Annotated in this window: 15 protein-coding genes and 6 pseudogenes; 3 read left to right on the forward strand and 18 right to left on the reverse strand. The window is 38.0% G+C overall.

Translation table 11 applies throughout. The annotated features are described in order from the left end of the window. Positions 1-49: 49 nt before the first annotated feature. A complete protein-coding gene (locus ACED28_RS18190) occupies positions 50-1,393 on the forward strand; it encodes an MATE family efflux transporter (protein ID WP_371710417.1) in 1,344 nt (447 codons plus the stop codon). A gap of 67 nt (positions 1,394-1,460) precedes the next feature. Then, a pseudogene (locus ACED28_RS18195) lies at positions 1,461-1,948 on the forward strand (methylated-DNA--[protein]-cysteine S-methyltransferase). Between the two features lie 159 nt (positions 1,949-2,107). Here ACED28_RS18195 and gpmM read toward each other — a convergent pair. Beyond that, positions 2,108-3,640 (reverse strand): 2,3-bisphosphoglycerate-independent phosphoglycerate mutase, encoded by a 1,533-nt coding sequence (gene gpmM / locus ACED28_RS18200; protein WP_371710418.1) that lies wholly within the window; start codon positions 3,638-3,640, stop codon positions 2,108-2,110. A 252-nt stretch (positions 3,641-3,892) separates the two neighbouring features. On the opposite strand from gpmM, the gene wecA reads away from it, so the two are divergent. Beyond that, entirely contained in the window at positions 3,893-4,951 is a 1,059-nt protein-coding gene (gene wecA / locus ACED28_RS18205; RefSeq protein WP_371710419.1) for a UDP-N-acetylglucosamine--undecaprenyl-phosphate N-acetylglucosaminephosphotransferase, read from the forward strand. 262 nt (positions 4,952-5,213) lie between these two features. On the opposite strand, the gene ACED28_RS18210 is transcribed toward wecA, so the two are convergent. From ACED28_RS18210 to ACED28_RS18290, 17 genes and pseudogenes are all read right to left on the reverse strand, one after another. Continuing rightward, entirely contained in the window at positions 5,214-6,218 is a 1,005-nt protein-coding gene (locus ACED28_RS18210; protein ID WP_371710420.1) for an NAD-dependent epimerase, read from the reverse strand. 11 nt (positions 6,219-6,229) lie between these two features. Then, a complete protein-coding gene (locus tag ACED28_RS18215; RefSeq protein WP_371710421.1) occupies positions 6,230-7,396 on the reverse strand; it encodes a nucleotide sugar dehydrogenase in 1,167 nt (388 codons plus the stop codon). Between the two features lie 242 nt (positions 7,397-7,638). Then, positions 7,639-8,445 carry a glycosyltransferase gene (locus ACED28_RS18220; protein ID WP_371710422.1) on the reverse strand — a complete coding sequence of 269 codons (807 nt, stop codon included), beginning with the start codon at positions 8,443-8,445 and terminating at the stop codon, positions 7,639-7,641. A gap of 750 nt (positions 8,446-9,195) precedes the next feature. Next, the gene (locus ACED28_RS18225) at positions 9,196-9,849 is read right to left on the reverse strand and encodes a hypothetical protein (RefSeq protein WP_371710423.1); all 654 of its coding nucleotides are present in this window, start codon (positions 9,847-9,849) and stop codon (positions 9,196-9,198) included. After that, on the reverse strand, positions 9,846-10,943 hold the full coding sequence (locus ACED28_RS18230) for a glycosyltransferase family 4 protein (protein ID WP_371710424.1): 1,098 nt from the start codon (positions 10,941-10,943) through the stop codon (positions 9,846-9,848). Before ACED28_RS18230 ends, ACED28_RS18225 begins: the two co-directional genes overlap by 4 nt. Further along, positions 10,940-11,899 (reverse strand): hypothetical protein, encoded by a 960-nt coding sequence (locus ACED28_RS18235; RefSeq protein ID WP_371710425.1) that lies wholly within the window; start codon positions 11,897-11,899, stop codon positions 10,940-10,942. The genes ACED28_RS18230 and ACED28_RS18235 overlap by 4 nt, the downstream gene beginning before the upstream one ends. 443 nt (positions 11,900-12,342) lie before the next feature. Further along, positions 12,343-13,014, reverse strand: coding sequence for a hypothetical protein (locus ACED28_RS18240; protein ID WP_133153718.1), 672 nt, complete (start codon positions 13,012-13,014; stop codon positions 12,343-12,345). A 469-nt stretch (positions 13,015-13,483) separates the two neighbouring features. Continuing rightward, positions 13,484-14,410, reverse strand: a complete 927-nt coding sequence (locus ACED28_RS18245) for a glycosyltransferase family 2 protein (protein WP_017100615.1) — start codon at positions 14,408-14,410, stop codon at positions 13,484-13,486. Next, positions 14,388-15,536, reverse strand: coding sequence for a glycosyltransferase (locus ACED28_RS18250; protein ID WP_371710426.1), 1,149 nt, complete (start codon positions 15,534-15,536; stop codon positions 14,388-14,390). Before ACED28_RS18250 ends, ACED28_RS18245 begins: the two co-directional genes overlap by 23 nt. 34 nt (positions 15,537-15,570) lie before the next feature. Next, positions 15,571-16,559: pseudogene (locus ACED28_RS18255) on the reverse strand (IS30 family transposase). A gap of 489 nt (positions 16,560-17,048) precedes the next feature. Continuing rightward, a complete protein-coding gene (locus ACED28_RS18260) occupies positions 17,049-18,098 on the reverse strand; it encodes a glycosyltransferase (RefSeq protein WP_017100393.1) in 1,050 nt (349 codons plus the stop codon). Between the two features lie 126 nt (positions 18,099-18,224). Then, a pseudogene (locus tag ACED28_RS18265) lies at positions 18,225-19,163 on the reverse strand (IS30 family transposase). Positions 19,164-19,360: 197 nt separating this feature from the next. Beyond that, entirely contained in the window at positions 19,361-20,464 is a 1,104-nt protein-coding gene (locus ACED28_RS18270; RefSeq protein ID WP_371710427.1) for an NAD-dependent epimerase/dehydratase family protein, read from the reverse strand. A 13-nt stretch (positions 20,465-20,477) separates the two neighbouring features. Beyond that, complete coding sequence (gene wecB, locus ACED28_RS18275) at positions 20,478-21,605, reverse strand: non-hydrolyzing UDP-N-acetylglucosamine 2-epimerase (protein ID WP_029225409.1); 1,128 nt, start codon at positions 21,603-21,605, stop codon at positions 20,478-20,480. Positions 21,606-22,021: 416 nt separating this feature from the next. Continuing rightward, positions 22,022-22,212 (reverse strand): annotated as a pseudogene (locus tag ACED28_RS18280) (IS3 family transposase); the annotation flags it as partial. Then, positions 22,206-23,229, reverse strand: a pseudogene (locus tag ACED28_RS18285) (IS66 family transposase); the annotation flags it as partial. The pseudogenes ACED28_RS18280 and ACED28_RS18285, both read right to left, overlap by 7 nt. Before the next feature lie 54 nt (positions 23,230-23,283). After that, positions 23,284-24,191 (reverse strand): annotated as a pseudogene (locus ACED28_RS18290) (IS5 family transposase). Positions 24,192-24,340 lie beyond the last annotated feature (149 nt).

Raw genomic sequence — 24,340 nt, forward strand, 5'->3', positions numbered from 1 at the left:
TCACAATTCACTGTATTCTACCCACATTCTAGTTCAATCGGCGTTTTACATGCAAGATAAGCACGGGCTATTAACCGCCCCAATTGAGAGTACATTGCGTGCCATGACCATACCAACCATATTCGGTATGGTGGCGATCTTGATGTTTAACCTGGTCGATACTTTCTTTATCTCATTGTTGGGTACCCAAGCCCTTGCAGCGGTGAGCTTTACCTTCCCTGTCACCTTCGCCATAAACTGCATTACCATGGGCATAGGCATTGGCTTGTCGACATGTATTGGAAGGTTACTTGGTGAAGGTGGCGCGAAAAATGCGGCTCGCTTTACTGGCCACGGTTTATTACTCGCGGTGCTTCTTGTGGCTTTTGCATCAACACTGGGGCTTGTAACGCTTGAACCCATGTTTGTCTTATTAGGAGCAAAACCCGAGTTACTGCCACTGATATCCGAATATATGTCAGTCTGGTATTTAGCGATACCGCTGCTTGTTATTCCTATGGCAGGCAACAGTGCGATACGAGCGAATGGCGATACCAAAACGCCCGCCAAGATCATGATGCTCGCAGGCCTGATTAACGGCATTCTCGACCCGCTGCTGATCTTTGGTTACGGCCCTTTCCCCAAATTAGGGATTCAAGGTGCTGCAATTTCCAGTGGCTTCAGCTGGTTTGGTGCTTTATGTGCTTCGTTGTATGTGTTAACCATACGAGAAAAGCTACTTGCTCCGCCCAAGTTAAAAAACATCATCGATGACTGGAAACAAATCTTGACCATTGGCACACCCGCAGCCCTTTCCAATGCCCTCAATCCACTTGCTGGCGCGGTCATAATGATGATGCTTGCCAAACATGGAACCGAAGCCGTTGCGGCTTATGGTGCGGCCCAGCGCATTGAATCCATTCTTATCATTGTGTTGATGTCTCTTACTTCGGCTCTTACACCTTTCATGGCGCAAAACTTTGGTGCAAACAACCCTCAACGAAGCTTTAAGGCACTGTTTCTAAGTATGCGTTTTTCCGTGATGTTCCAAGGTTTGATTTTCGTAATGATGGTGCCATTGAGTATCCCTCTAGCCGCCCTATTTTCTCAAGAAGAGTCTGTGCGAGGGTTCTTGTGGCATTACTTGTTAGTTGTCCCGTTTAGCTACGGATTTCAAGGTATTGTGATGATGTTAATCAGCGCCATGAATGCCATGCATCAGCCACTCAAAGCCTTTCAGTGGAGCTTCATGCGACTGTTTGTATTCACATTGCCTTTCGCTTGGATCGGCAGCCAGATTGATGGCGTCGAAGGGTTGTTTATCGGCTTAGCATTGGGGAACATCATGGGTGGCATTTCAGGGTATTTGTTTGCGCTTCGTATAAAAAAAGATACGAGATGCGAAAAGACTTAAGAGCAGGTGAGAGATTCGAGATTCGAAGAGCTTGAGAGCAGAAAAAGACTAAAAAAAGGAAGATGGCATGGAAGACACCACTTACAAAATGCTTTATGACGCACCAATTGGCAAGATGATCATTGTGAGTAATGGTGTGTCGCTTATTGAAATTGACCATGTAAATCATGAAGAGCTAATGATTAGCAATCCAGATGACCTTTGCCAACTGGCAGCGAAACAGTTAGATGAGTACTTCGCAGGTCAACGAATAGAATTCGATTTGCCATTAAAAGCGATAAAAGGCACTGACTTTCAAAAAGTAGCTTGGCAGGCTTTAACAACCATTCCTTATGGCGAAACCATCAGTTACGGTGAGCAAGCAAAGAGATGGACAACCCAAAAGCCGTAAGAGCAGTGGGTGGTGCAAATGGCAAGAATCCATTTAGCATCGTAGTCCCCTGCCACCGAGTCATCGGTGAAAATGGGACATTAACCGGCTATACCGGCGGCATGAACCGCAAAGAGTGGTTGTTGGATTTTGAGCATTCGGTTCTGACTCAAGCTAGCAAATAACTCCCTGTCATTCCCTACAGCGAGGGACGAGCGTGATAGGGAATCTCTCTTTATGTTGAACACCAAGTATGACAAGCAATACTAGGCATAAGATTCCAGATACAAAAAAACGGCCACACTCGCGTGCAGCCGTTCTAGTATTCGATGAAAGTTAAGTGACTACTTAACTAAAATATCACCTGACATTTCAGCTGGGATATCAACACCAGACAGAGAAAGCATCGTTGGTGCTAAGTCAGACAGCTTGCCGCCTTCTTTGAACTCAACGTCTTTGCTACCCACGTAGATAAGTGGAACTGGTAGGTTAGTGTGCGCTGTGTGGATGCCGCCCGTTTCTGGGTTTACCATCATTTCCGCGTTACCGTGGTCCGCTGTGATTAGCAGTTGACCGTCGGCTTCTTTGATTGCTTCAACCACTTTGCCAAGACATTCGTCTAACGACTCTACCGCTTTAACCGCTGCATCGTAAACGCCAGTGTGGCCAACCATGTCACAGTTAGGGAAGTTACACACGATAGCGTCGTATTTACCGCCTTTGATTGCGGCAACAAGCTTTTCAGTTAGCTCTGGCGCGCTCATTTCTGGCTGTAGGTCGTACGTTGCTACCTTTGGAGACGCAACAAGCTGACGTTCTTCGCCTTCAAACTCGTCTTCTTTACCGCCGTTGAAGAAGAACGTCACGTGCGCGTATTTCTCTGTTTCAGAGATACGTAGCTGCGTTTTGCCTTCTTTCGATAGCCATTCACCGTAGGTGTTCTCTAGAGAAGCCGGTGGGAATGCACATAGAAGAGGAATGTCTGCTGCGTATTGAGTCAGCATCACGAAATCGATCGCTGGGAATACGTTACGCTCAAAACCGTCGAAATCAGGAACGAATGCACGTGTGATTTCACGAGCACGGTCGGCACGGTAGTTCATGAAGATAACCGCATCGCCATCAACGATAGCGGCAGACTCTTCGCCTTCTGCTTTGATTTCAGTCGCTTTAACGAACTCATCGTTTTCGTCACGAGCGTAAGCCGCTTCTAGGCCAGCTACTGCTGTGTCGAATGTGAACTCAGCTTTTGCTTGAGTCAGCAGGTCGTAAGATTCTTGAACGCGATCCCAGTTGTTATCACGGTCCATTGCGTAGTAACGACCAATAAGCGAAGCAACACGGCCTTTACCTAGCTTAGCGAACAACGCTTGGAAACGCGCCAATGTGTTTTCTGCGCTACGTGGCGGCGTATCACGACCGTCTAGGAATGCGTGTAGGTAGATTTTCTCTGCGCCACGCTCTGCTGCCATTTCAACAGCCGCGTAAATGTGATCTTCATGAGAGTGAACGCCACCTGGAGACATAAGACCCATGATGTGAACCGCTTTGTCTGCTTTCACCGCTTTATCGATAGCGTTAACTAATGTTTCAGTTTGGCCGAACTCGCCGTCTGAAATTGACTTAGTGATACGAGTAAGATCTTGGTATACCACGCGACCCGCACCGATGTTGGTGTGACCCACTTCAGAGTTACCCATTTGGCCATCAGGTAGGCCTACATCTAAGCCAGAAGCCGAGATTAGCGTGTTAGGTTGGTTAGCAATAAGACCGTCTAAAACTGGAGTCTTAGCGTTCGCGATAGCGTTGTCTTGGTTGTCTTCACGGTAACCGTAACCGTCAAGGATCACTAGAGCCATTGGCTTCTTAGCTGACATAGGACTGACCTCGTTCAATTCAAAATAAATCGGTATAAAAACAAATTAGCGTAATTTTACTACAGTTTACAGTCAAAACTGTAGCGGAAGATCAAGAAAGACACTTATCTATGTAAATAGACGACACATAATCAGCCCCCAAGCAAGGGGCAAACTTATACACATAGTTCATACATTACTTCAGGATACTTTTATATATAAGACAAATATATTAGACTGCTGGTCAAACATACAACATATTCAGGCGAAATCGTGCTAATCCCACTCCTTGATCTATTTTTTCTATTTTTCTTTTCTCTTGCGACACTTTTCACCATGCGTAAGTTTGCTAAAAAAGTAGGTTTGGTCGATCAACCCAATGCTCGTAAACTTCATAATGGTGCCATCCCCTTAATAGGCGGCATTTCTATATGTATCTCCTTACTCTACTTCCTGCTTAACAACCCCGAGGTTTTACCAAATACCGAGCTTTATGCAGCATGTGTTGTCATACTTGTTGGTGTCGGCGCTCTAGATGATAAGTTCGACTTAAGCTTCAAGTTACGCTTCGCTATTCAAGCGGCTCTATCTGTCGCTATGATGGTAGTTGGGGGAATAGAACTAAATACGATTGGGGACATCTTAGGCTCAGGAGAAGTAGTAACGTTAGGCTGGTTTGGCTATTTGGTTACAATTCTGGCTGTAGTTGGTGCTATTAACGCCTTCAATATGGTCGATGGGATAGATGGGCTTTTAGGAGGGCTATCAATTGTAACGTTTGGTGGCTTAGGTGTAATGCTAAATTATGATGGTCAACATAATTTAGCATACATCTGCCTAGTTTTAGTAGTGATAATTACTCCATATATTCTACTAAACTTAGGAGCTTTCGGAAAAAAAAGAAAAGTGTTTATGGGCGACGCCGGAAGCATGCTCATTGGATTTACGGTAATTTGGTTATTGTTACTGTCGAGTCAAAACGGAACTGAGCCACCGTTACGTCCGGTAACAGCGCTATGGTTAATAGCTGTACCATTAATGGATATGGCTGCAATAATGATCCGTCGAATAAGAAGGGGAGACTCTCCTTTTAAACCTGACCGAGAGCATTTACATCATATATTTCAAAGATTGGGCCTATCATCAACACAAACACTTATAGTTATTTGTCTGATAGCAGCTCTATATGCTGGAATTGGAATCTACGCCGAGATGGTGAACATTGCAGAATATATAATGCTGTATACTTTTTTATTATGCTTTGTGATCTATTTAACCTTATTAAGTAATATATGGAAAATAACCTCGTATATTAGAAGATTCTATCCCTAAGATTAAGTGACTTCAAGTTTTGATTTTCGACAATAAAAATTGAGGCATTATTAAAAACAACATCGTTAAGTATGACAACGTTTAAAAATATCGGCTGTCAAAGCTTAGATTCATAACATTGAGAAGCAGCGTCTCATCGTTAAATAACGATCAGTATTTCCGTTCTAAATGGCCAAGATCAGAATATGATCTTGGCCAATTTTATGTATAAATAATTAATACTATCGTTATTCGACTAAAGATGATCTGCTAATCAATTACGTTACTTATTATAAAAATCACGATACCACTGAATAAACTCAGCCACACCTTCTTTAATACTTACCTTCGGAGTATAACCTGTTACTGCAAACAAATCTTGTGTCTCGGCATAGGTTTGGTAAACGTCACCAGGCTGCATTTCACGGAAGTTCTTCTTCGCTTCAATACCTAGCTCCTCTTCAATCGCCTTTACAAAATCCATCAAGCTAATCGGAGAACCGTGACCAATATTATAAACAGCATAAGGAGCAGAGCTAGTTGCAGGAGAGCCCAATTCTACCGTCCAAACATTATCACGCGTCGGCACCACATCAGCAATACGTACCACCCCCTCAACAATATCAATTACATGGGTAAAGTCACGCCACATATCACCATTGTTATTGATATCAATAGCATCGCCGTCAAGGATCTTCTTAGTGAAAATAAATGGAGCCATATCAGGTCGCCCCCACGAGCCGTACACTGTAAAGAAACGTAGGCCTGTGGTTGGAATATCATATAGGTGGGAATAACTGTGTGCCATCAGCTCATTCGACTTCTTGGTCGCCGCGTATAAAGAAACGGGGTGGTCAACCGAGTCAGACGTGGCAAACGGTGTTTTTGCATTTAGGCCGTAAACAGAGCTTGAAGACGCATAAACTAAATGCTCCACTTCATTATGACGACACCCTTCAAGAATGTTCAAGTGACCCACTAAGTTTGAATCAGCGTAGGCATGTGGGTTTTCGATGGAATAACGCACCCCCGCTTGTGCCGCTAAGTGGATCACTCTATCAAATTGCTCAGTTTCAAATAAGTTCGCCACCCCATCACGGTCGGCAATATCGAGTTGAACTAGTTTAAAATTGACATGCTCAATACGAGCCAGACGCGATTCTTTCAACGCCACATCGTAGTAATCGTTGAGGCTATCAACACCAACAACTTGACAGCCTTTGGCCGTTAGTTGCTCAACTACAGCGCTGCCGATAAAGCCCGCAGCGCCGGTTACCAAATACTTCATTATTTTCTTCCTTAATCTGAACCAAACAGATCACGCGTGTACACTTTGTCCTTTACATCAGCCAGTTCTAGAGCCATACGGTTTGAGACAATGACGTCACACCCTGACTTAAACAGCTCGAAATCAGTTAATACTAATGAATTAAAGAACTCTTTTTCTTTGAGCTCAGGTTCAAACACCACAACTTCAATACCTTTTGCCTTAAGGCGTTTCATAATGCCTTGGATACTAGAAGCGCGGAAATTATCGGAACCTGACTTCATAACCAATCGGTAAATACCGACACGTCTTGGGTTTCTTTTGATAATCGAGTCGGCAATGAAATCTTTTCGTGTGGTATTAGAATCGACAATCGCACCAATTATATTATTTGGAACATCAGAGTAGTTGGCGCGCAGTTGCTTAGTATCTTTGGGTAAGCAGTAACCACCATAACCAAATGAAGGGTTGTTATAATGAGAACCAATACGAGGGTCTAAACTTACCCCATCGATAATTTGACGCGTATCCAAGCCGTGCGATTCGGCGTAAGTATCTAGCTCATTAAAGTAAGCAACTCGCAGTGCCAAATAGGTATTAGAGAACAGTTTTACCGCTTCGGCTTCTGTAGAGTCGGTATACAAGGTTTCAACGTCTTTTTTAACTGCACCTTCTAACAACAAATTTGCAAAAATTTGTGCACGTTCAGAGCGTTCACCGACCACTATTCGAGATGGATGTAGGTTGTCGTATAAGGCTTTACCTTCACGTAAAAACTCAGGAGAAAACATGAGATTCTCACACTCTAACTCTTGCTTAATTCGCGCAGTATAACCCACAGGTACGGTAGATTTAATCACCATAACCGCATTTGGGTTCATTGCCATCACGTCTTTAATCACCGCTTCGACCGATGAAGTATTAAAGTAGTTAGTCTCTACGTCATAATCTGTCGGTGTCGCGATAATCACGTAATCCGCGTTAGAATAAGCTAATTCTTTATCGAGTGTCGCGATGAAGTTTAATGCCTTGTTCGCCAAAAAATCTTCGATTTCAGTATCAACGATAGGAGACAACTGATTGTTCAGTAGCCTCACTTTCTCTTCGATAATATCAACTGCGACGACTTCATGATGTTGTGATAACAGCATCGCATTTGATAACCCTACATAACCTGTACCAGCAATTGCAATTTTCATAATAAACCGAGCTTTAGCTTTAATTGACCAAAAAAACAATCAACTCTCTACTGAGATAATAAATAACATTCAATAAGAATATAGGATAAAGTTAATAAAGCTTATTCCTATAAGAAAGTAAAAAAGAGCACTAATGAACAGGATCTGGTTTTGACACTTAGCAAAACCCTTGAAATTTTATTATAACTCATCACACGAGCTTAATCTCTCCCATCCAACCACATACGTAACATAAACGAAAGCTAACGAAACATCCTATAAGCATACTTAATTGCGAAAGTCGGCATCATATTAAAAACCAACCGTAAAGAAACCTTTAATAGATTAACAAAAGAAACTTTCTTCAACTTAATCATATATTTGAACCTAATCGTAAATTCACTCCACGCTTTAGAAAAACCGCGTCGTCTATTCAAGGTTTGATCATTAATTTTAAAATCAAGTAAGACCTGACCAATATTAGCAAATTTATAGCCTCTAACGAGCAGCAAAAACCAAAATGCCATATCCTCACTTAACATTGTATCAGTTGGATAACGGTTGCCGTCTAGAAAAACCTTAGTACGAAACATTACGGTAGGATGTATAAAAGGACATCGAGTAATACTGTAGTTTTCTAAGTCGTCATGTTGTTTAGGTACACATTTTACAGTCAAAGCATATGCAGAGCCAAACTCCCGGCAATAAGTGCCACACACATGGATATCTTTATTTTCTTCAAAAAACTCGACTTGAGTTTCAATTCTATCATTATAAGATAAATCGTCACTATCCATCCTTGCTACATATTCGTAATTACCTTTAACAACATGATCAATCAATCGATTTAGGCCTACAGCAAGTCCTACATTTGATTCACTTTCAACACATTTAACATTATCAATAACACTAAACTGATTAATAACATGTTGCATGTCTTCAGAAACAACTCCGTCTCTAAATATAAAAACATCACATGGTAGTGTTTGCTCTAATATACTAAATACAGCATTTTCAAAGTCTCTTATAGCATCATTTTTATAGACAGAAAGAATTACAGCTACTTTCATCACGATCTCCTTTCCACTTTTGCTCGTTTGAAATCATAAAGGTAAAATAACGAACGTATGACTAAAAGGTAAAAGAACACATATATATACTGAGTTAATGAAAATGATATAAAAATCACTACAAGCACCAGGTAATATAACACTCTAAACTCATTTAAAGAAGACCTTAACCGATTAAAAAATACAAATTTAAACCTCACTTCAGAAGATCGCTCGATTAAATTAATCAAAGGAAAGCTAAAAATAGTATACAATAAAACATCAGGACCTAATATAAAAACAATAGGCATTGAGTATCTAAGAAAAACGAGGAAAAAATGTAGGATTAGATTTATCCGACTCCGAACAATATTATATACAAAAAAAACCAAACCAATTGAAAAAATATAAAATATTGATTCATACCCTAACGCAACCCAACCAGAAATCAAAGCAACACAAATTCTAACTGATAGAATCGACGTAATATTGCACTCACAATACTTCATCAATTGTGTTGTTAATCTGATCGTAGGGTTCTGTTCCCTCTTTACCGTAAAGACATCATTGTAAATATAACCTATCTCATAAATAGAGTAACAACAAAGCACAATCAATATTAAGTTTGCTATTTCTAAACCACTGCATTGCTCATAATTTAAAACAAATAAAAACTGAGATAATATGTATATTAAAATCCATGATATGAGCTTCGTAATTGACTTCAAACGAGTAAAATAAAAATAACAAAACGGGATATATAATGAAAGCCTACTCGTATTCAATAACATCAGTTACACCATTTCTTTTCCAAAATAAAGCATCTTCTAAGCAATCTTTCTTGTAAACTGCAATAAATTTATCGCATAACTCTAAGCAAGGTCTATCTGTTCTATTATCTGTTATAAATGTTATTTTTGCCTCTTTGAAACAGTCATTAATAACACTTTTCTTATCGAAAAGTAAATCACGTTCAAAAAAACCACTCACGCAATAAACACCATCAATTTCTCTAACTTGTAATGTTGATGAATAGTAGCCATTAACTAAAAACTTCCTTGCGGCCACTTTAACGATAATGTCAATAGATGCAGATATGAAGTAGATCTCATCATACTCTTCCCTTATAGATTCTAGCTTATTCTTAACTTGGTCTATCAACTCAATGGTTTCAAGAAACTCGCTAGCTCTAGCTTCTAAATTACTAAAGCTATCTCCTCTAAGTAAATAAACGCAAGAATATCTAAAAATATCTTTTCCAAAAAATGAAAGATATATTTTACAAAAACATCGAAAAGGAACACTCCTAAATATATACTTGTATACAAACCGTTTATAACCCGACAAATAATAACTTAAAAAATCAAATGTCGTATTGGATTTATAAAACGTCCCGCATAAATCTAACAAGAGGACCTTGTTCATAATCTTGTCAATTCCTTTAGTGTTTCATTCATATCAAACCTTAACGCTTCCTTTCTTATTTTTCTACAATCTGGTAACAGAGTCTTATCGCTAGCAAACCTTAATATTATATCACAAGCATCATGATAACTGTTAATTAAACTCCCAGTATATCCCTCATGAATCGTTTCAATTACCCCACCTTTGTTATAACCAATCGTATATAAGCCTGATAGTTGAGCTTCAATATAACTAAGAGGTAGAGCTTCATCATATCTTGATAACAATAAATATAAATCAGACTCAGAGTAAATTTTGTTTAGTTGACTTCTTGAGCATGACCCTTTGAATATCACATTATCTTTTATAGACGAATTAGCCACCATACGCTTTAATTTATCTATATAATCACCGTCCCCGCAGACTATCCACCTAATAGAAGTATTTTTCCCTATTGCAGAATTCATGACATAGAACTTTTCTTTATAGCCTTTCATTAGAGTTATTCTACTAGCACTAACCACGTTAAAATATGAACTGTTGTTTATATTTCTTCCTTCAATATCAAAAAGGCTTGCATTAACTCCGGCATAAATAATTTTCGACTTTTCAGAAATTGGTAGAGAAGTATGTTTCAAAAATTTATCTTTAATAAATTTTCCAACAAATACAATATTTTTAGATTTTATACAAGCTTTTTGGTGCCATGACTTGAAGTTAAACACCCTTCTACCGATATTTGCAACTCGATCCAAATAAATGTTTTCAATCTCTAAACCGTGAATTATGACCGATGTTTTATCATAATCACTCCGACTAAAGATCAAGGAAGAGCTAATTGTAGGAGCACACTCATTTAATATAATTTCATCATACTCTTTGAGGTCGATATTGTTTTTAAAGTACTTTTTATACGATAAGAACCAAAAGTATGGCATTGTTTTTACTTGATGTATCTTTACTCCAAATGAATTTTGAATATTTTGTTGTTCTCTTGTAATTACAGTTACATCATAGTTATTATCTGAATACCACTGTGATATTTGAAAACCAACCGTACCAACCCCCCCTAAATATGGAGGCCATTCGTGACTAAATATTAAGATTTTTCTCATAGGTTACTCATGCGTTTTTTAAACCTTCCAACAAAAACATAGCCCAAATAAAGAACAGTTAAAAGAAAAATAAAGATAGGAAGTGATGTTGCAAAAAGAACTAAAAAGCCATCAATAACAATTAGTTTTGAAATGATATGAGTTACGTCATATTCTATCGCAACAAATAAGATAATCATGGAGATTAGGTTAATTAAAAAAAACACTTCTATGTTACTCTTAATTATTTCCTTATTGCTTTTATAGCACATTACATTTAAAACTAAACTTTTTAACATTGATGTTAAAAATAAATAGAAAAAACCAGACTCTATATTTACCGAGTTATATAAAACAATAGCCGATGGAATTAACGGTATAATAGAGCTCAAAGAAAATGCATAGAATTTCCGCTCTAAAACTATAACAGGAGACAAACTATAATTGAACCCAGACACTACAAATGACAACAATATTAAATAAATATAGTCATAAAGCTCACCATGCTGACCTTTAAAAACATATTCTATAATAGGCTGCTTAAATATATACATCGATATTAATATCGATTGAAACATTACAACATGAAAAGCAAGTAATTTTCTATCATAATATGGCTTATTGCATTTCATGCTGTTATTAACCCAAATACTTTCATATCTCGAGGGTATAGATATCGCACTAAATGCCAAATAGCTAAAGCCAGAGATAAACGCAAACGATCCTATGCTTTGATAGCCATAATCTAACTGAACAAAAACAAGAATAACAAAACTATGTGTAGCAAAAAAACTTAAAGCGTCGCCAATAAATACATCTTTATATCCAACAATGATATTATAGTCTTTCTTTAGTGGAAAGTTACGCCATATTTTCAACGATTCTTCTCTTGCTTTTATTGAAATTACTGATATTAAAACATTTACACACTCGATTGTAATTATTACTAACAGTACAGTGTCTATATCAATTTTCAAAAAAAACAACGATGAAAACTTCAATAAGTTAGACAAAAACCTCAATGTGAATATAGTTTTTAGATATCCTAAATAAAGCAGAATATTATCATAAAACAATGATGACAGACCGACTATTATTAAGTAACAATATAGAACTTCTAAATTCTCTAGATTATTATCATAAAAGGAATAACACACAAAAAATAGTGAGATAGATAATATTTTGAAGGCTACAACCCTACTTATAATTATAAGTTTTAACCTGCTTGATTTTGGTAAAACTCTTTGACAATATGTAGTAATACCGAACCCTGTCATTACTGTACTTAAAGCCAATATAGATGTAATATGAGTGTACTGACCAAATAATTCCGAGCCAAATGTGGTTGATAGCTTTAAGGTGAATAGTGCACCTAGGACTAAGTTTGCTACATTTCCTACATAGTGATAAATAAATGATATCAATTTTTATTCCTAAATAAAGAGACCAAAGCTAATATAAACAATGGATGCATATAGGACAATTTTGTTAGAGTTATACATATGTAATCAGTTTTATTTTTCACAAAAAAAAATGACAACAAGTACAAGCCAAGGCCAATAACCCCCAATTTGATAAAGAGTAAAATCCCCAATCCTAAATCATTTATTGAAGCCAATCTTAGCTCGCCTAAGCCATCACCAGAACTAAGGATAAACAGTTCATTTTCTAATGAAAACAAACCAGGCCCTATAAGTAACAGGTCAGTTTCTCTGTTCAAGATATAATTAACAAGTTCGATTCTCATCAATAATGTAGGGCTATTAAAAATCAATATCAGCTGTTCATAAAAAAACAACACACTAACAATTACAACAAAGGCCCCAAGGATAAGACAACCATATAGTTTAAATGATGATATAGAATTTTTTAACTTAGAAAACAGATAAATCGTACCAAACACTACAGCTGCACTAGAAAAAGTTAGAAAAATACTAGAAACAGCTAACCATCTAATTTTATTGCAAACAGTCTCGGACGTTAATTCGTATGTCAATAACAACACAATTATACACCCTGCGTAAGTAGATGGTTCAATATAGCCACCTGAAGCTCGATATTTTAACGGGCCCAATTGAGATAAGTACGTCATATATCTACTCTCTTCACCTGTGAAAAACTTCACATAGTCTATAAAGTAGCCGGATACATACACAGATACGAATTGAATGTAAAATAAAAACAAATGACAGAGTATAACAACAAATAGAGACTTCGATATCAACTCCGAATTAAACCTAATCATGTTATTTACGATCAAAGAAAAAAAGAAGTATAGTGAAAAATTCAATATATAACTTAATATGAAATTTTCATTATCTTCCTGTAACCAAGTTTCGTATACATAACTATAAATAAATCTTGTTATTGATATGAACATTAGAAAAATGACAATAGCTACTATTCTTATATCGACATTTAATTCATTTTTTTTTAAAATAAAAAATGACAACAAAATAAAAAGAACAACGCCTAACCTTTGTACATTCCCGGACAGGCTTACCAATGAGATAAAGAATATAGACAGCGTCAAGGTTACTAAAATAAAAATCTCACTGGACTTATTCATATTTTCTCATTCTTTTATAAATAATATAAATCAGTGGCGTGATCGTTCTAAAAACCACAAGCAATCTAACTAAGTTAGCCAAAACACTTAACGATGTGTCTTTATTGCTAACTACAATGTAACAAACCATAACTAAATCAAAATAAGTTGGTCTTTTTTTCTTATAAGAACTATACCGTATAAATCTATTTACATATTTATTCCTTACAGTATTTTTACTTAACTTTTGGTCTACTGAATGCTTTATAGATGCCATATCACCACTAATTCTATAAAGAAGTAATGGTTCGTTCAAGTTAGCAAAGTCACCATATTCGGATAATTTAAACCAAAGATCATAATCTTGACTTCTTCGTAATGTAACTTCATATCTAATTGAGTGTTCCCTAAAATACTTAGCTCTAACGATAACTGAAGGGTGAGCAAAACAAGATCCGTAAATTAACGCATTTTTAATGCTTCGATTGTCTTCCTTAATCCATTTAATCCTATCTTTTATCGGATTGTTATTGCTATCTATATGCTGTATGTTTGTGCCACATACAGCCACATTTTTGTGCTGCTCCATATAGGATACTTGTTTCTCTATCCTGTTGCTTAGAGAAATATCATCAGCATCCATCCTTGCTATATATTTACCTGCTGCTTCCTCAATTGCACGATTTAAGCTTCCGGCTAACCCCATGTTTTCGTCATTTTTAATAATACGTAATCTTGAGTCTTTATAGGAGTTAATTATACTTAAGCTATTATCTACTGAGCAATCATCTACGATTATAAACTCAAAGTTTTCATATGACTGTTCGATTATGCTGTCAATTGAGTATTTTAAATATTTTTCACAATTATAAACAGCCATCACAATACTGATTAGTGGCAGGTTACTTAACGGTATTTCATTTCGAAATGATGTCTTCATAATTGTTTTTTTCCACCTTGCTCACACATTTGAGGCTATAGTTTTCCATTATTTTATTATTAGCATTTTTAGCCAACTCCTTAGCATCATTAATATTCAAATGCTTAGCTTTAATTAACGAATTTTGTATCGATTGAGATGACACATCGTTTGCTAATACTGCATGTTTCTGGTCCTTTATAATGCTAGATATACCAGGCACCTTTGTAGCAACAATTAAACTACCTACAGCCATCGCTTCCAATAATATTTTGGGGGTCCCTTCGTAATGTGAACACAGGGCAAAATATTTATATTCAGTTAAGGTTTCGGCAACGAGATTATTATCCAGTTTTTTATTAAATTTTGCATCGATCCCGTTTGATTTAGAGAAATCAATTAGTTCACTTTCTAACTCTCCATGTCCATATAAATCAATCCCTAATGATGCCCCTTTGCAAGCCTCTAAAAGTGAGAATAGATTCTTTTGATCATTGTACCTGCCAACATATACAACTCTATCTATTCGACTTTCTTCATATTCGCAATATTGGAATTTATCCGTATCGATATAATTAGGCAACCAAACTACTCTCGAATTATTTTTTTTTAAAATTTTCCATTCATTAACATCTCTAACACTTGCACAAGCACATATGTCAGCATAATTTACTGCTATCTTTTCAATGTTCTTCCAAAAAAAACACTGTAGGTGTTTTTTTTGCCTTTCTAAAAAGTACGTTAATGAATATCCTGTTCTTAAATAAATTGTTTTTTTATATAAAAGCTTTGAAATCAATACGGGTATGCAAGAGCTTAATTGATTAGTCTTAAGAACATCTAGCTTCTTTATTTCTTTATTATAAATAATTGGCATTGCTAGTTGATATATACGACGCCCAACTTTATTATCAAAAGCCTTTGGCATTGGGTGGACAACTATATTATCACCACATACACCTTCTTTTTTTAACTTATCGTAATAATACCTATCACAGCTTCCATACGTGAAAACATGTAATTCTTTAATGCTTTTATCTGCAATCAACTTTTTATATATATCAAACTCTCTATATGCTAACCCTGTAGCATACCATTGCTGTAATGATGTACACTTACTAAACATTAATCCGACGTTATAGCTCATAGTCACCTGCTTTGAATTAATATAAAATCACACTTCAATTTAATCCCGAATTCAGCTGCGAAGTGCGACACTCGCCAATATCAAGCAGCAATGCCATTTCTTTAAAGACAATCGCTGGTTGCTTGAAATCTAAACGCTTTTTCGAACGAAAATTTATCCGCGATAAAGTGAATTCAATATCGCTATCTGTTACCGTTGTGAGGTCGATTCCTTTCTTCACATATTGCCTTAAAAGACCGTTAGTACTCTCATTGGCTCCACGCTCCCAAGAACTATAAGGATGGGCAAAGTAAACATCAGCCTCCAACGCCTTTGCGATGGTTTCATGACCTGTAAACTCGCTCCCGTTATCTGCCGTGATGGTATGGACATGTTCCTTATAAGGCATGAGTAGCTCGATGGTGGCTTTGATGACATCATCTGCTGACTTCGATGGCACTTTCTTGACCACGTAAAATCGTGTTTTACGCTCTAAAATTGTCATCATAGCACCAGTGCCATGTTTGCCTAATACGGTGTCGATTTCCCTATCACCCAATCGCTCCTTGCTGTCAACGATTCTTGGCCTATCATCGATAGAAACAGCATTCTTGATCGCTGGCGCTTTCTCTTTTCTACCGCGACGATACCGCTTGTGACCTTGCCTCAAGTGGCGATATAACTTGCCTCCCAAGCATTTATCCTGTGCAACAAATCGGGAAATCCACTCATGGCTGACAGCGGCACCGACTCTAGTTAATACACTGGAAATCTGCTCTGGACTCCAATCCGATTCTAAAAGGAGGCGGATAAAATCAACACGCTCCTTTGGTATTCTATATTTATGTGCTGATGTGCGTTTTTTGATTGAGAATACTTGAGCTTCGTTTGGCCAATAATGACTGCCATTGCTGCCACGTTTAAGCTCCCGATAGACCGTCGAGCGATGGCACTGAACGGTTTTAGCAATTTCAGAAACTGCCCCCGTTCCAAAAGAGCAGAAATCTTATATCTTCTGTCTTCGGTCAACTGCTGATAATTAATGGTGGTACTGCTTGTTTCTTTGGCGAGAAGAGCGTACTACTTTCAGCAGTTGGCTGCCTCTTCTACACCTTCTCGTAAATGTTACATCGAAAAATTCTTTGATGGTGACTATGTCTCAGTAGCTGTTGCGCCAATGCCTTTCAGTGGCAGTTCACCAATTTTATTTAGTCGCGTACGCCTACCCATTACTTCGATGAGCTTGTCCTGACCTTTGCTAATCCAGCTCTAGTTGACTTTTATTGACTTAGCCGGAAGTACAGTGCTTCTGGAGGGGAACCTTTGAGCCTCTTGTATAATAAACCATTGTGATGCAACCTTTATTAACACCCACTACACTATAGCGAATATCCAATCCAGCTTCTACATAGACAATAATTTTGTGAGACTAAAGAAGTGTTCTCCGGCTTCAGCTTATCTGACTGTAGGTACAAGTAGTACATCTACCAGTACTACTTGTATATTGATTAAAGCTATTAACTAATCTCTCCTTTATTGTTTAGAATCACTTTCAGTTCCTTGGATCACTTCAATTATTTTTTTTGCTCTAGCTTCATATGTATGCTGTCTAACAAATTTTTGCGCGTTGTTAATTATCGGTAAGCGTACATTTTCATCTTGCGCTTTCTCAAGCACTAGTGAAAAGTCGCTCATATCTTCCTTAAACATAAGACAATTATCCCCATCCTTCATTATTCCATTATATGAATCAACTTTCGGGCATATTATTAATGTCCTGGAAGCCATGAGTTCAAAAAATCTAGTGTTAAATATGCCAATAGCTGAAGGTGTATTTAAAAAGCTCTTAAATCTTCTAAGAAATTTTGCATATTTATTCCCATGAGGAAGAAGGCTTTGTCCTAATAAATTTTTCGCACCAAACTCTGCCCAGTAAATATTATAACCTAGATATTTTTCTTTGAAAAAACTCTTTCTTAATATTACCTTTCTATCGTAATTTGATTTTAAGTTTTTATATTTATCTAAAAATATTTCATTTTTAACTTTACTTCTAAAGTCTAGGTGTTTCATATGTAAACCACCAGTAAAACCAAAGTCATAATCTTTCGGTTCGTTATTATAGCCAAACCTAGCTAAATCAACCGCAAAATGACTTTGAACAAATCTAATCCCTACTTCTTCCTCCCATAATTTAAAGTTAGGATGAACTGTTACAATAAGGTCAACACTTTGCAACTTTGCATAATCAAAACGCAGTTCTAATTTTTTATATTCTTTGTTTAGATAGTATATTTTTTTGACAGAATCGATTTTTTCTAATCTTATGTTGCAATGTGGGTCTACATTGTCATCTGATTCATCATCATCCCAACTAGTTGAAAAGACTATAATATCTAAATCTTCTTTTTTAAATGGTGATTTTTCTATAACCGAATCAATGTCATCATCATTATTATAACCAGGGTAGCCTGGACCATAAACAAAGCAATTGGTTGTTTTTTTCCAGCCTTTAACTATATCATTATGATAATAGCCGGATTTATATTTACTGTAATTTTTTGATAGTATTATAGTGTTCAAAATTAACCTTTATATAAATATCATGTGCTTTCGGCATTCCAAAAAGATAGAGAACTTCAGATTGAGACTAAATTTTATAATGCCTGAATTAAATTGCGAAGTGCGGCACTCTCCAATATCAAGCAGTCACTGCCATTTATTTAAAGATAATCGCTGATTGCTGAAGTCTAAACACTTTTTCGGTCGATAATTTATCCGTGATACAGCGAATTCAATATCGCTGTCTGTTACCGTTGTTAAGTTGGTTCCTTTCTTCACGACTGCCTTAAAAGCCCGTTAGTATTCTCATTGGCTCCACGCTCCCAATAGCTATAAGGATGGGCAAAGTACACATCGAAATCCAACGCCTTTGCGATGATTTCATGGCCCGCAAACCCTCTCCCATTATCTGCCTTGATGGTATGGATATGTTCCTTATAAGGCATGAGTAGTTCTATGGTAGCTTTAATAACATCATCTGCTGATTTCGATGGCACCTTCTTGAACTCGTAAAATCGTGTTTTACGCTCCAAGATTGTCACCATAACACCTGTGCCATGTTTGCCTAATACGATGTCGATTTCCCAATCATCCAATCGCTTCTTACTGTCAACGATGCTTGGCCTATCATCGATAGAAACAGCATTTTGGATCGCTGGTGCTTTCTTTTTTCTACCGCGACGATACCGCTTGTGACCTTGCCTCAAGTGGCGATATAACTTGCCGCCTAAGCGTTTATCCTGAGCAACAAATCGATAGTTCCACTCATGGCTGACTACAAGAGCGACTCTAATTAATACACTGGAAATCTGCTCTGGAATCCAATCCGACTCTAAAAGGAGGTAGATAAAATCAACACACTCCTGAGGTATTCTATATTTACGCGCCGATGTGCGTTTTTTTGATTGAGAATACCTGGGCTTTGCTTGGACAATAATGACTGCCTTTGCTGCCGCATTTAAGCTCCTGATATACCGTAGAGAGATGGCACTGAATGGTTTTAGCTATTTCAGAAACCGAAATCTCCCGTTCCAATAGAGCTGAAATATGGTATCTTTTTCCCTCGGTCAACTGCGGATAATTCATGGTAGTACTGTTTGTTTCTTTGACGAGAAGAGCGTACCACTTTCAGTAGTTGGCTTCCTCTTCTACACCTTTCCATAAATGTCGTACTTATTATCTGAAATCGTGTGTACTATGTTAAATTTAAGAGTATAGAGCATAATTATTACACTCTATACTTCATGTCAGCCTTTTAATACTTCATGTCAGCCTTTTAAATATTATCGAACAGCACTACTCATTCCCGGGGTAAAATCAGCATCGTTCTCAATTAGCTCCCAGTTATCTTTGAACCACTGGACATTTTCTTTAAAGCCTTCTTCAAACGTAATGATTGGCTTATAACCAATCAAACGCTCCGCTTTATCAGTACAGGCTAACATTCTTTTTTTAGTATCCCATGTCCTTCTTGGTTTGAATTCGATGTTATCTTCATTAGATGCGGCAATATTTACAGCCTTAGCCATATCAGCAATAGATATTTCTCGGCCAGCAGATAAATTGAAATTCTCACCGATAGCATCATTATAAAAACCGGATTTAATCAAACCTTGCACAAGATCTAGAACATACGTGAAGTCCCTTGTTTCCGAACCATCTCCAGTAATCGGTAACGGTTTCTTTTTCATCGCCCAATAAATAAAATTTGGAATTACATTTCTGTATTGACCAGGGATTTCTCCAGGCCCATAAGAGTTAAAGAATCTACAATTTACAGTATTCAAACCATAATTATGGTGATAGAAGTTACAATACATTTCTCCCGTCATCTTATTAACCTGGTAAGGTGTTGTAAGATGCATCGAAATAAAGTCTTCTTTTACAGGCAACTGTGCAGAAGAACCATACACAGCACAGCCACTTGATGCATATACAAAGCGGCTAACACTTGCCAGTCTAGAGTACTCTAAAAGTTTAATTTGGCCAATAACGTCAACTTCTGCTGAAATTTCAGGATAGTCAACAGAGTTTTGGTTCGCAAAAAATGCAGCAAGGTGAAAAACGATATCTATATCTTCTTTAAAGACTCTTTTCATATCAACATCACTTCGAACATCACCTTTAACAAACATAACATTTGTTAAAGGTGTTATATTCCAATTAGACTCAGTTTTAGAGGAGCTCAAATTATCTAATATAACAACCTTACCATGTGGCCCGACTAACTTAGATAGCATAATTATTAAATTACTTCCAATAGCACCAGCACCACCAGTAACTAGTACGTTTTTATCAGTGTAATACTCCAATAAGTCACTATCAAAACCAACCTTATCAAAATACTCTTCTACAATTCTTAACCTTTGTTCGTATACAGGCTTCATATTTACTTTTCCATCATTTGGTTACTAAGTTGTCACAGATTTTTTCGCAAGTCTTACCATCACCATATGGGTTATGTGCAAAGCTCATCATTTGGTAAGCTGCTTTATTTGTTAGCAATACATTTAAATTGTCAACAATAGTCGTCACACATGCCCCTACTAACTTAACTGTCCCCGCTTCAACAGCTTCTGGCCGTTCTGTCGTATCGCGCATAACTAAAACTGGTTTCCCAAGGGAAGGAGCTTCTTCTTGAATACCACCAGAATCTGTCAAAATGATGTGGGAGCGCCCCATCAAATAGACAAAAGGTAAATACTGTTGTGGTTCTATTAAATAAACGTTGCTTATATCACCTAAAATGCGATTTACAGGTTCTCGAACATTTGGGTTTAAATGCACGGGGTATACAACCTGAACCTCTTGATGCATTTTAGCTATTCGAGCTAACGCCTCACATATACTTTCAAATCCCTTACCAAAACTCTCACGTCGGTGACCAGTGACTAATATTAATTTTTTACTGTCATCCAGAAAAGAAAACTGGCTTGAAAGCTCTGCGTTCAAAGCTTTGTCTGAATCAATTTTCCCCTTCACCATCAAGAGAGAATCTATAACTGTATTACCAGTCACGTAGATATCATCCACGCTGACGTTTTCTTTTAATAGGTTATCTTTTGAAGATTGAGTAGGTGCAAAGTGGTACTTAGTTAACGCACCAGTTAGGCGTCGATTGCCTTCTTCTGGCCACGGCGAGTACATATTACCGGTACGGAGGCCGGCCTCTACATGACCAACTTCAATTTGTTCATAATAAGCAGCTAAACTGGCAGCAAAAGTGGTTGCTGTATCACCATGAACCAACACAACGTCTGGCTCAAAATCTTGAAGAATCGGCTTTAATCCTTGAACAATGCGCGCTGTTACATCATTGAGTGTTTGACCGACTTTCATCAAATTTAAATCATAATCCGGCTTGATGTCGAATAGGTCTAAAACTTGATCTAGCATCTCTCGGTGCTGAGCGGTTACGCAACACTTTGCTTCAAAGCGCTCATCAGCATCAAGAGCATGAACAAGAGGTGCCATTTTGATTGCTTCAGGTCGAGTGCCAAAGACCGTCAAGATTTTTTTCTTAGCCATAATAGAGTTGTCACTTATTTTACGTTGAAGGGAGCTATGCCCTTTAAAATTGAATTCAATAACCACAAAAACATCCCAGCTATTCTTCAGATCCTGAGACATTCTTCATCCGTTTTGAAACCGTAGGTTCTCGCCTATCTTACATTGAAACCTAGATTATACTTATTTATCAAAACACCCTATTTCTTTAAGTGTCCCGCTTAGGAATGCTACCGCCCTTAGGTCTAGCTCCTAAAGGCAATAACTTCACAGTTCAACCGCTTTAATGCAGCTTTTAATTCGAGAAAACTTTAACAGAGTAGGTACAAATTAACCAGTTTAAATTTTATCTGGTTTGAACAAAACTCTAAGCAGGATAGACTTTGTTTCGTAATCAAATTTAGTGATAGAGCCATCCAGTTTCGTTTATCTTTCGGTCAACACAACAAACGAGCAGCTCCAGTTAGACTGGATACCGCATTAAGCGACGTATTGTTTTCAAACTTAACTGGGCTTAGATACCCAAGAGCCCTGTGCCTTCTTGTTCAATTATAATCGACTTCGACATATTCAAAAAGTGCTTGGCGCATCACTTCTCGCGTCATTATCGGTCGTATTGGACGGCTTCTTCTCAGCGACTGATGTGATGATATCGCTCAACACCGACATTGCTGATAAGCCGCGTTTTTTGCCGGTTTCGATAAGTGTATGAATACGACTACGGAATTTATCGCCTGCATCCGAGGTCGTTCCAAAGCTGATTTTCCTTTGAATGACAAAACCTCTAATACATCGCTCAGCTTCATTATTAGTTAAGGGGATTGAGGTTTTCTTGAGGAAACCCACAAGCTTTCTCTATGCTTGATCAGTAACTTGCATCGTCCCCGATACCGTTTGACCATAACATCTGTCCCTTTATTCAACCAATGATCGAACGATTTTTGTAGCCTGTGCATTCGCCGCAAATACAGTGAATAATCCAATTCACCTTGCTCGTAACGATGCTGAGTATGGAAAATGGCGTTCGTCAGCAAACAAAGATGTTTGCCAATATAGGCGGTGTGGCCACCGCCACTATAATCCGCCATTTGTTGAAGATTGCGCTTCACATGCGCCCAACATAACAGGTGACGGTCTGCGGCTATCCAGTTATAGCTTGAGCACTGGTCGCTAACTACAATGCCTGTATAATCTTCATCAATGACCTTTTTCGCTGATGAGGCCGAGCGTGAATACAGTATTTGTTCATAGACAAGGTCATCACTGGCCACTAACCAACACCAACGAAGGCTTTGCTCATCATTTCTATGGTGAGAGGTTTCGTCGGCATGAATCAAAGGGGCTTTCTTTAACGCTTGTTTTATCGCTTGATGCAATGGAGTCAACATTGAAGCGACTTTAGTTTGCGCTTCGCTAATCGCACCGACCGAAAAGGTTGTGCCAAGCTGTTCTTTGAGAAGTGATTGGATTTTTCGAACGCTGAGATGATATTGTCCCGCAAGCACGCCAATATAACTTAATAGATTAGGGCCGATGATACCTTGTGAGACATTGTCAGGTTTTGAGCTTTTACTGTTTCTTTGCAGTGGCGACATTGACCAGCAAATAAACGGTATTCAGTGATGTAGACCGTAGGTTTCGGAATGGCGTTGTTGATCAAATCAACTTGAAGGTCAACGACGCCATATGCGACTCATCGTTAGCTTCGAACAGGCATGCCTAGTCCTATGACTTTGTTTATAGCTTTGACATTCGCCATGATTTCACCCACTTGAGCGTTATAACATCTCAAGCTCAATTTACCGCTGGTTAGTCCTTTATATCGATACATTGCGGTCTCAGATATTGAGCGATAGTGATAACCAAACTCGGATTTCCACTCCGCTATTGTTCCGTTTTTCAGAGCCTCTACAGCTTCATTTCTGGGATATCCATCCTCCCAAAACACTGCATTCTTTCGAGGTGGTATCAATGGAGTACAACCTTTATTTTTCAGAGTATTGTGGCAACTTTTTGTGTCATATGCTCCATCGGCAGATACGACATCGATCTTTCTACGTAAAGGGTTGAGTAACGTTGGCAGCACTTCGCTATCACCAACATTTACCAGGCTGACCTCGACACTAATGACTTCATGGGTATCTACATCAACGGCTAAGTGCAACTTGCGCCAAGTTCTACGTTTTTCGGCACCATGTTTCTTCACCTTCCACTCACCCTCGCCAAAGACTTTGAGACCAGTCGAGTCAATGGCTATAGACGAATAGCCCCTTTAGATTTATTACGGTATTTGACCTGGACTGTCTTCGAGCGTTTACTGATACAGGTGTAGTCTGGGGACGTCAGCGGAACATCCAATAACTCAAAGATAGTGTCGATAAAACCTTGAAGGGCACTCAATGGTAGTGAGAATATTCCTTTAATCATCAAGGCAGTTTCAATCGCTGTATCAGAGTACTGAAAGCCTCTACCACGCTTACCATGATGAGTTTTGCATCGCCATGCATCAACGGCTGTATCATCTATCCAGAACGTAACCGACGCCCGTTTGCACAAAGCCTTATTGTACTCCGCCCAGTTAGTTATCTTCTTTTCCGCCTTACCCATGTTGTCACCGCTCTAACCATCATAAAGGTTCAGATCGCAGGACTCGAAAAAGGTTCAACTGATTTAGGCAACAACGCCGCTTGATATTGGAGAGGGCTTTGTTGCGTAATTCAGTTAGAGACAGAGCAGCCCCATTTCGTGCGTTTCTT

The sequence above is a fragment of the Vibrio sp. 1F253 genome (assembly GCF_041439295.1).
Taxonomy (GTDB): domain Bacteria; phylum Pseudomonadota; class Gammaproteobacteria; order Enterobacterales; family Vibrionaceae; genus Vibrio; species Vibrio tasmaniensis_A.

What these genes read in the sequence shown, in the direction of transcription:
- ACED28_RS18190 (WP_371710417.1), top strand. Translation starts at nt 50, where the DNA reads ATGCAAGATAAGCACGGGCTATTAACCGCCCCAATTGAGAGTACATTG.
- gpmM (WP_371710418.1), bottom strand. Translation starts at nt 3,640, where the DNA reads ATGTCAGCTAAGAAGCCAATGGCTCTAGTGATCCTTGACGGTTACGGT.
- ACED28_RS18210 (WP_371710420.1), bottom strand. Translation starts at nt 6,218, where the DNA reads ATGAAGTATTTGGTAACCGGCGCTGCGGGCTTTATCGGCAGCGCTGTA.
- ACED28_RS18215 (WP_371710421.1), bottom strand. Translation starts at nt 7,396, where the DNA reads ATGAAAATTGCAATTGCTGGTACAGGTTATGTAGGGTTATCAAATGCG.
- ACED28_RS18220 (WP_371710422.1), bottom strand. Translation starts at nt 8,445, where the DNA reads ATGAAAGTAGCTGTAATTCTTTCTGTCTATAAAAATGATGCTATAAGA.
- ACED28_RS18225 (WP_371710423.1), bottom strand. Translation starts at nt 9,849, where the DNA reads ATGAACAAGGTCCTCTTGTTAGATTTATGCGGGACGTTTTATAAATCC.
- ACED28_RS18230 (WP_371710424.1), bottom strand. Translation starts at nt 10,943, where the DNA reads ATGAGAAAAATCTTAATATTTAGTCACGAATGGCCTCCATATTTAGGG.
- ACED28_RS18240 (WP_133153718.1), bottom strand. Translation starts at nt 13,014, where the DNA reads ATGACGTACTTATCTCAATTGGGCCCGTTAAAATATCGAGCTTCAGGT.
- ACED28_RS18245 (WP_017100615.1), bottom strand. Translation starts at nt 14,410, where the DNA reads ATGAAGACATCATTTCGAAATGAAATACCGTTAAGTAACCTGCCACTA.
- ACED28_RS18250 (WP_371710426.1), bottom strand. Translation starts at nt 15,536, where the DNA reads ATGAGCTATAACGTCGGATTAATGTTTAGTAAGTGTACATCATTACAG.
- ACED28_RS18270 (WP_371710427.1), bottom strand. Translation starts at nt 20,464, where the DNA reads ATGAAGCCTGTATACGAACAAAGGTTAAGAATTGTAGAAGAGTATTTT.
- wecB (WP_029225409.1), bottom strand. Translation starts at nt 21,605, where the DNA reads ATGGCTAAGAAAAAAATCTTGACGGTCTTTGGCACTCGACCTGAAGCA.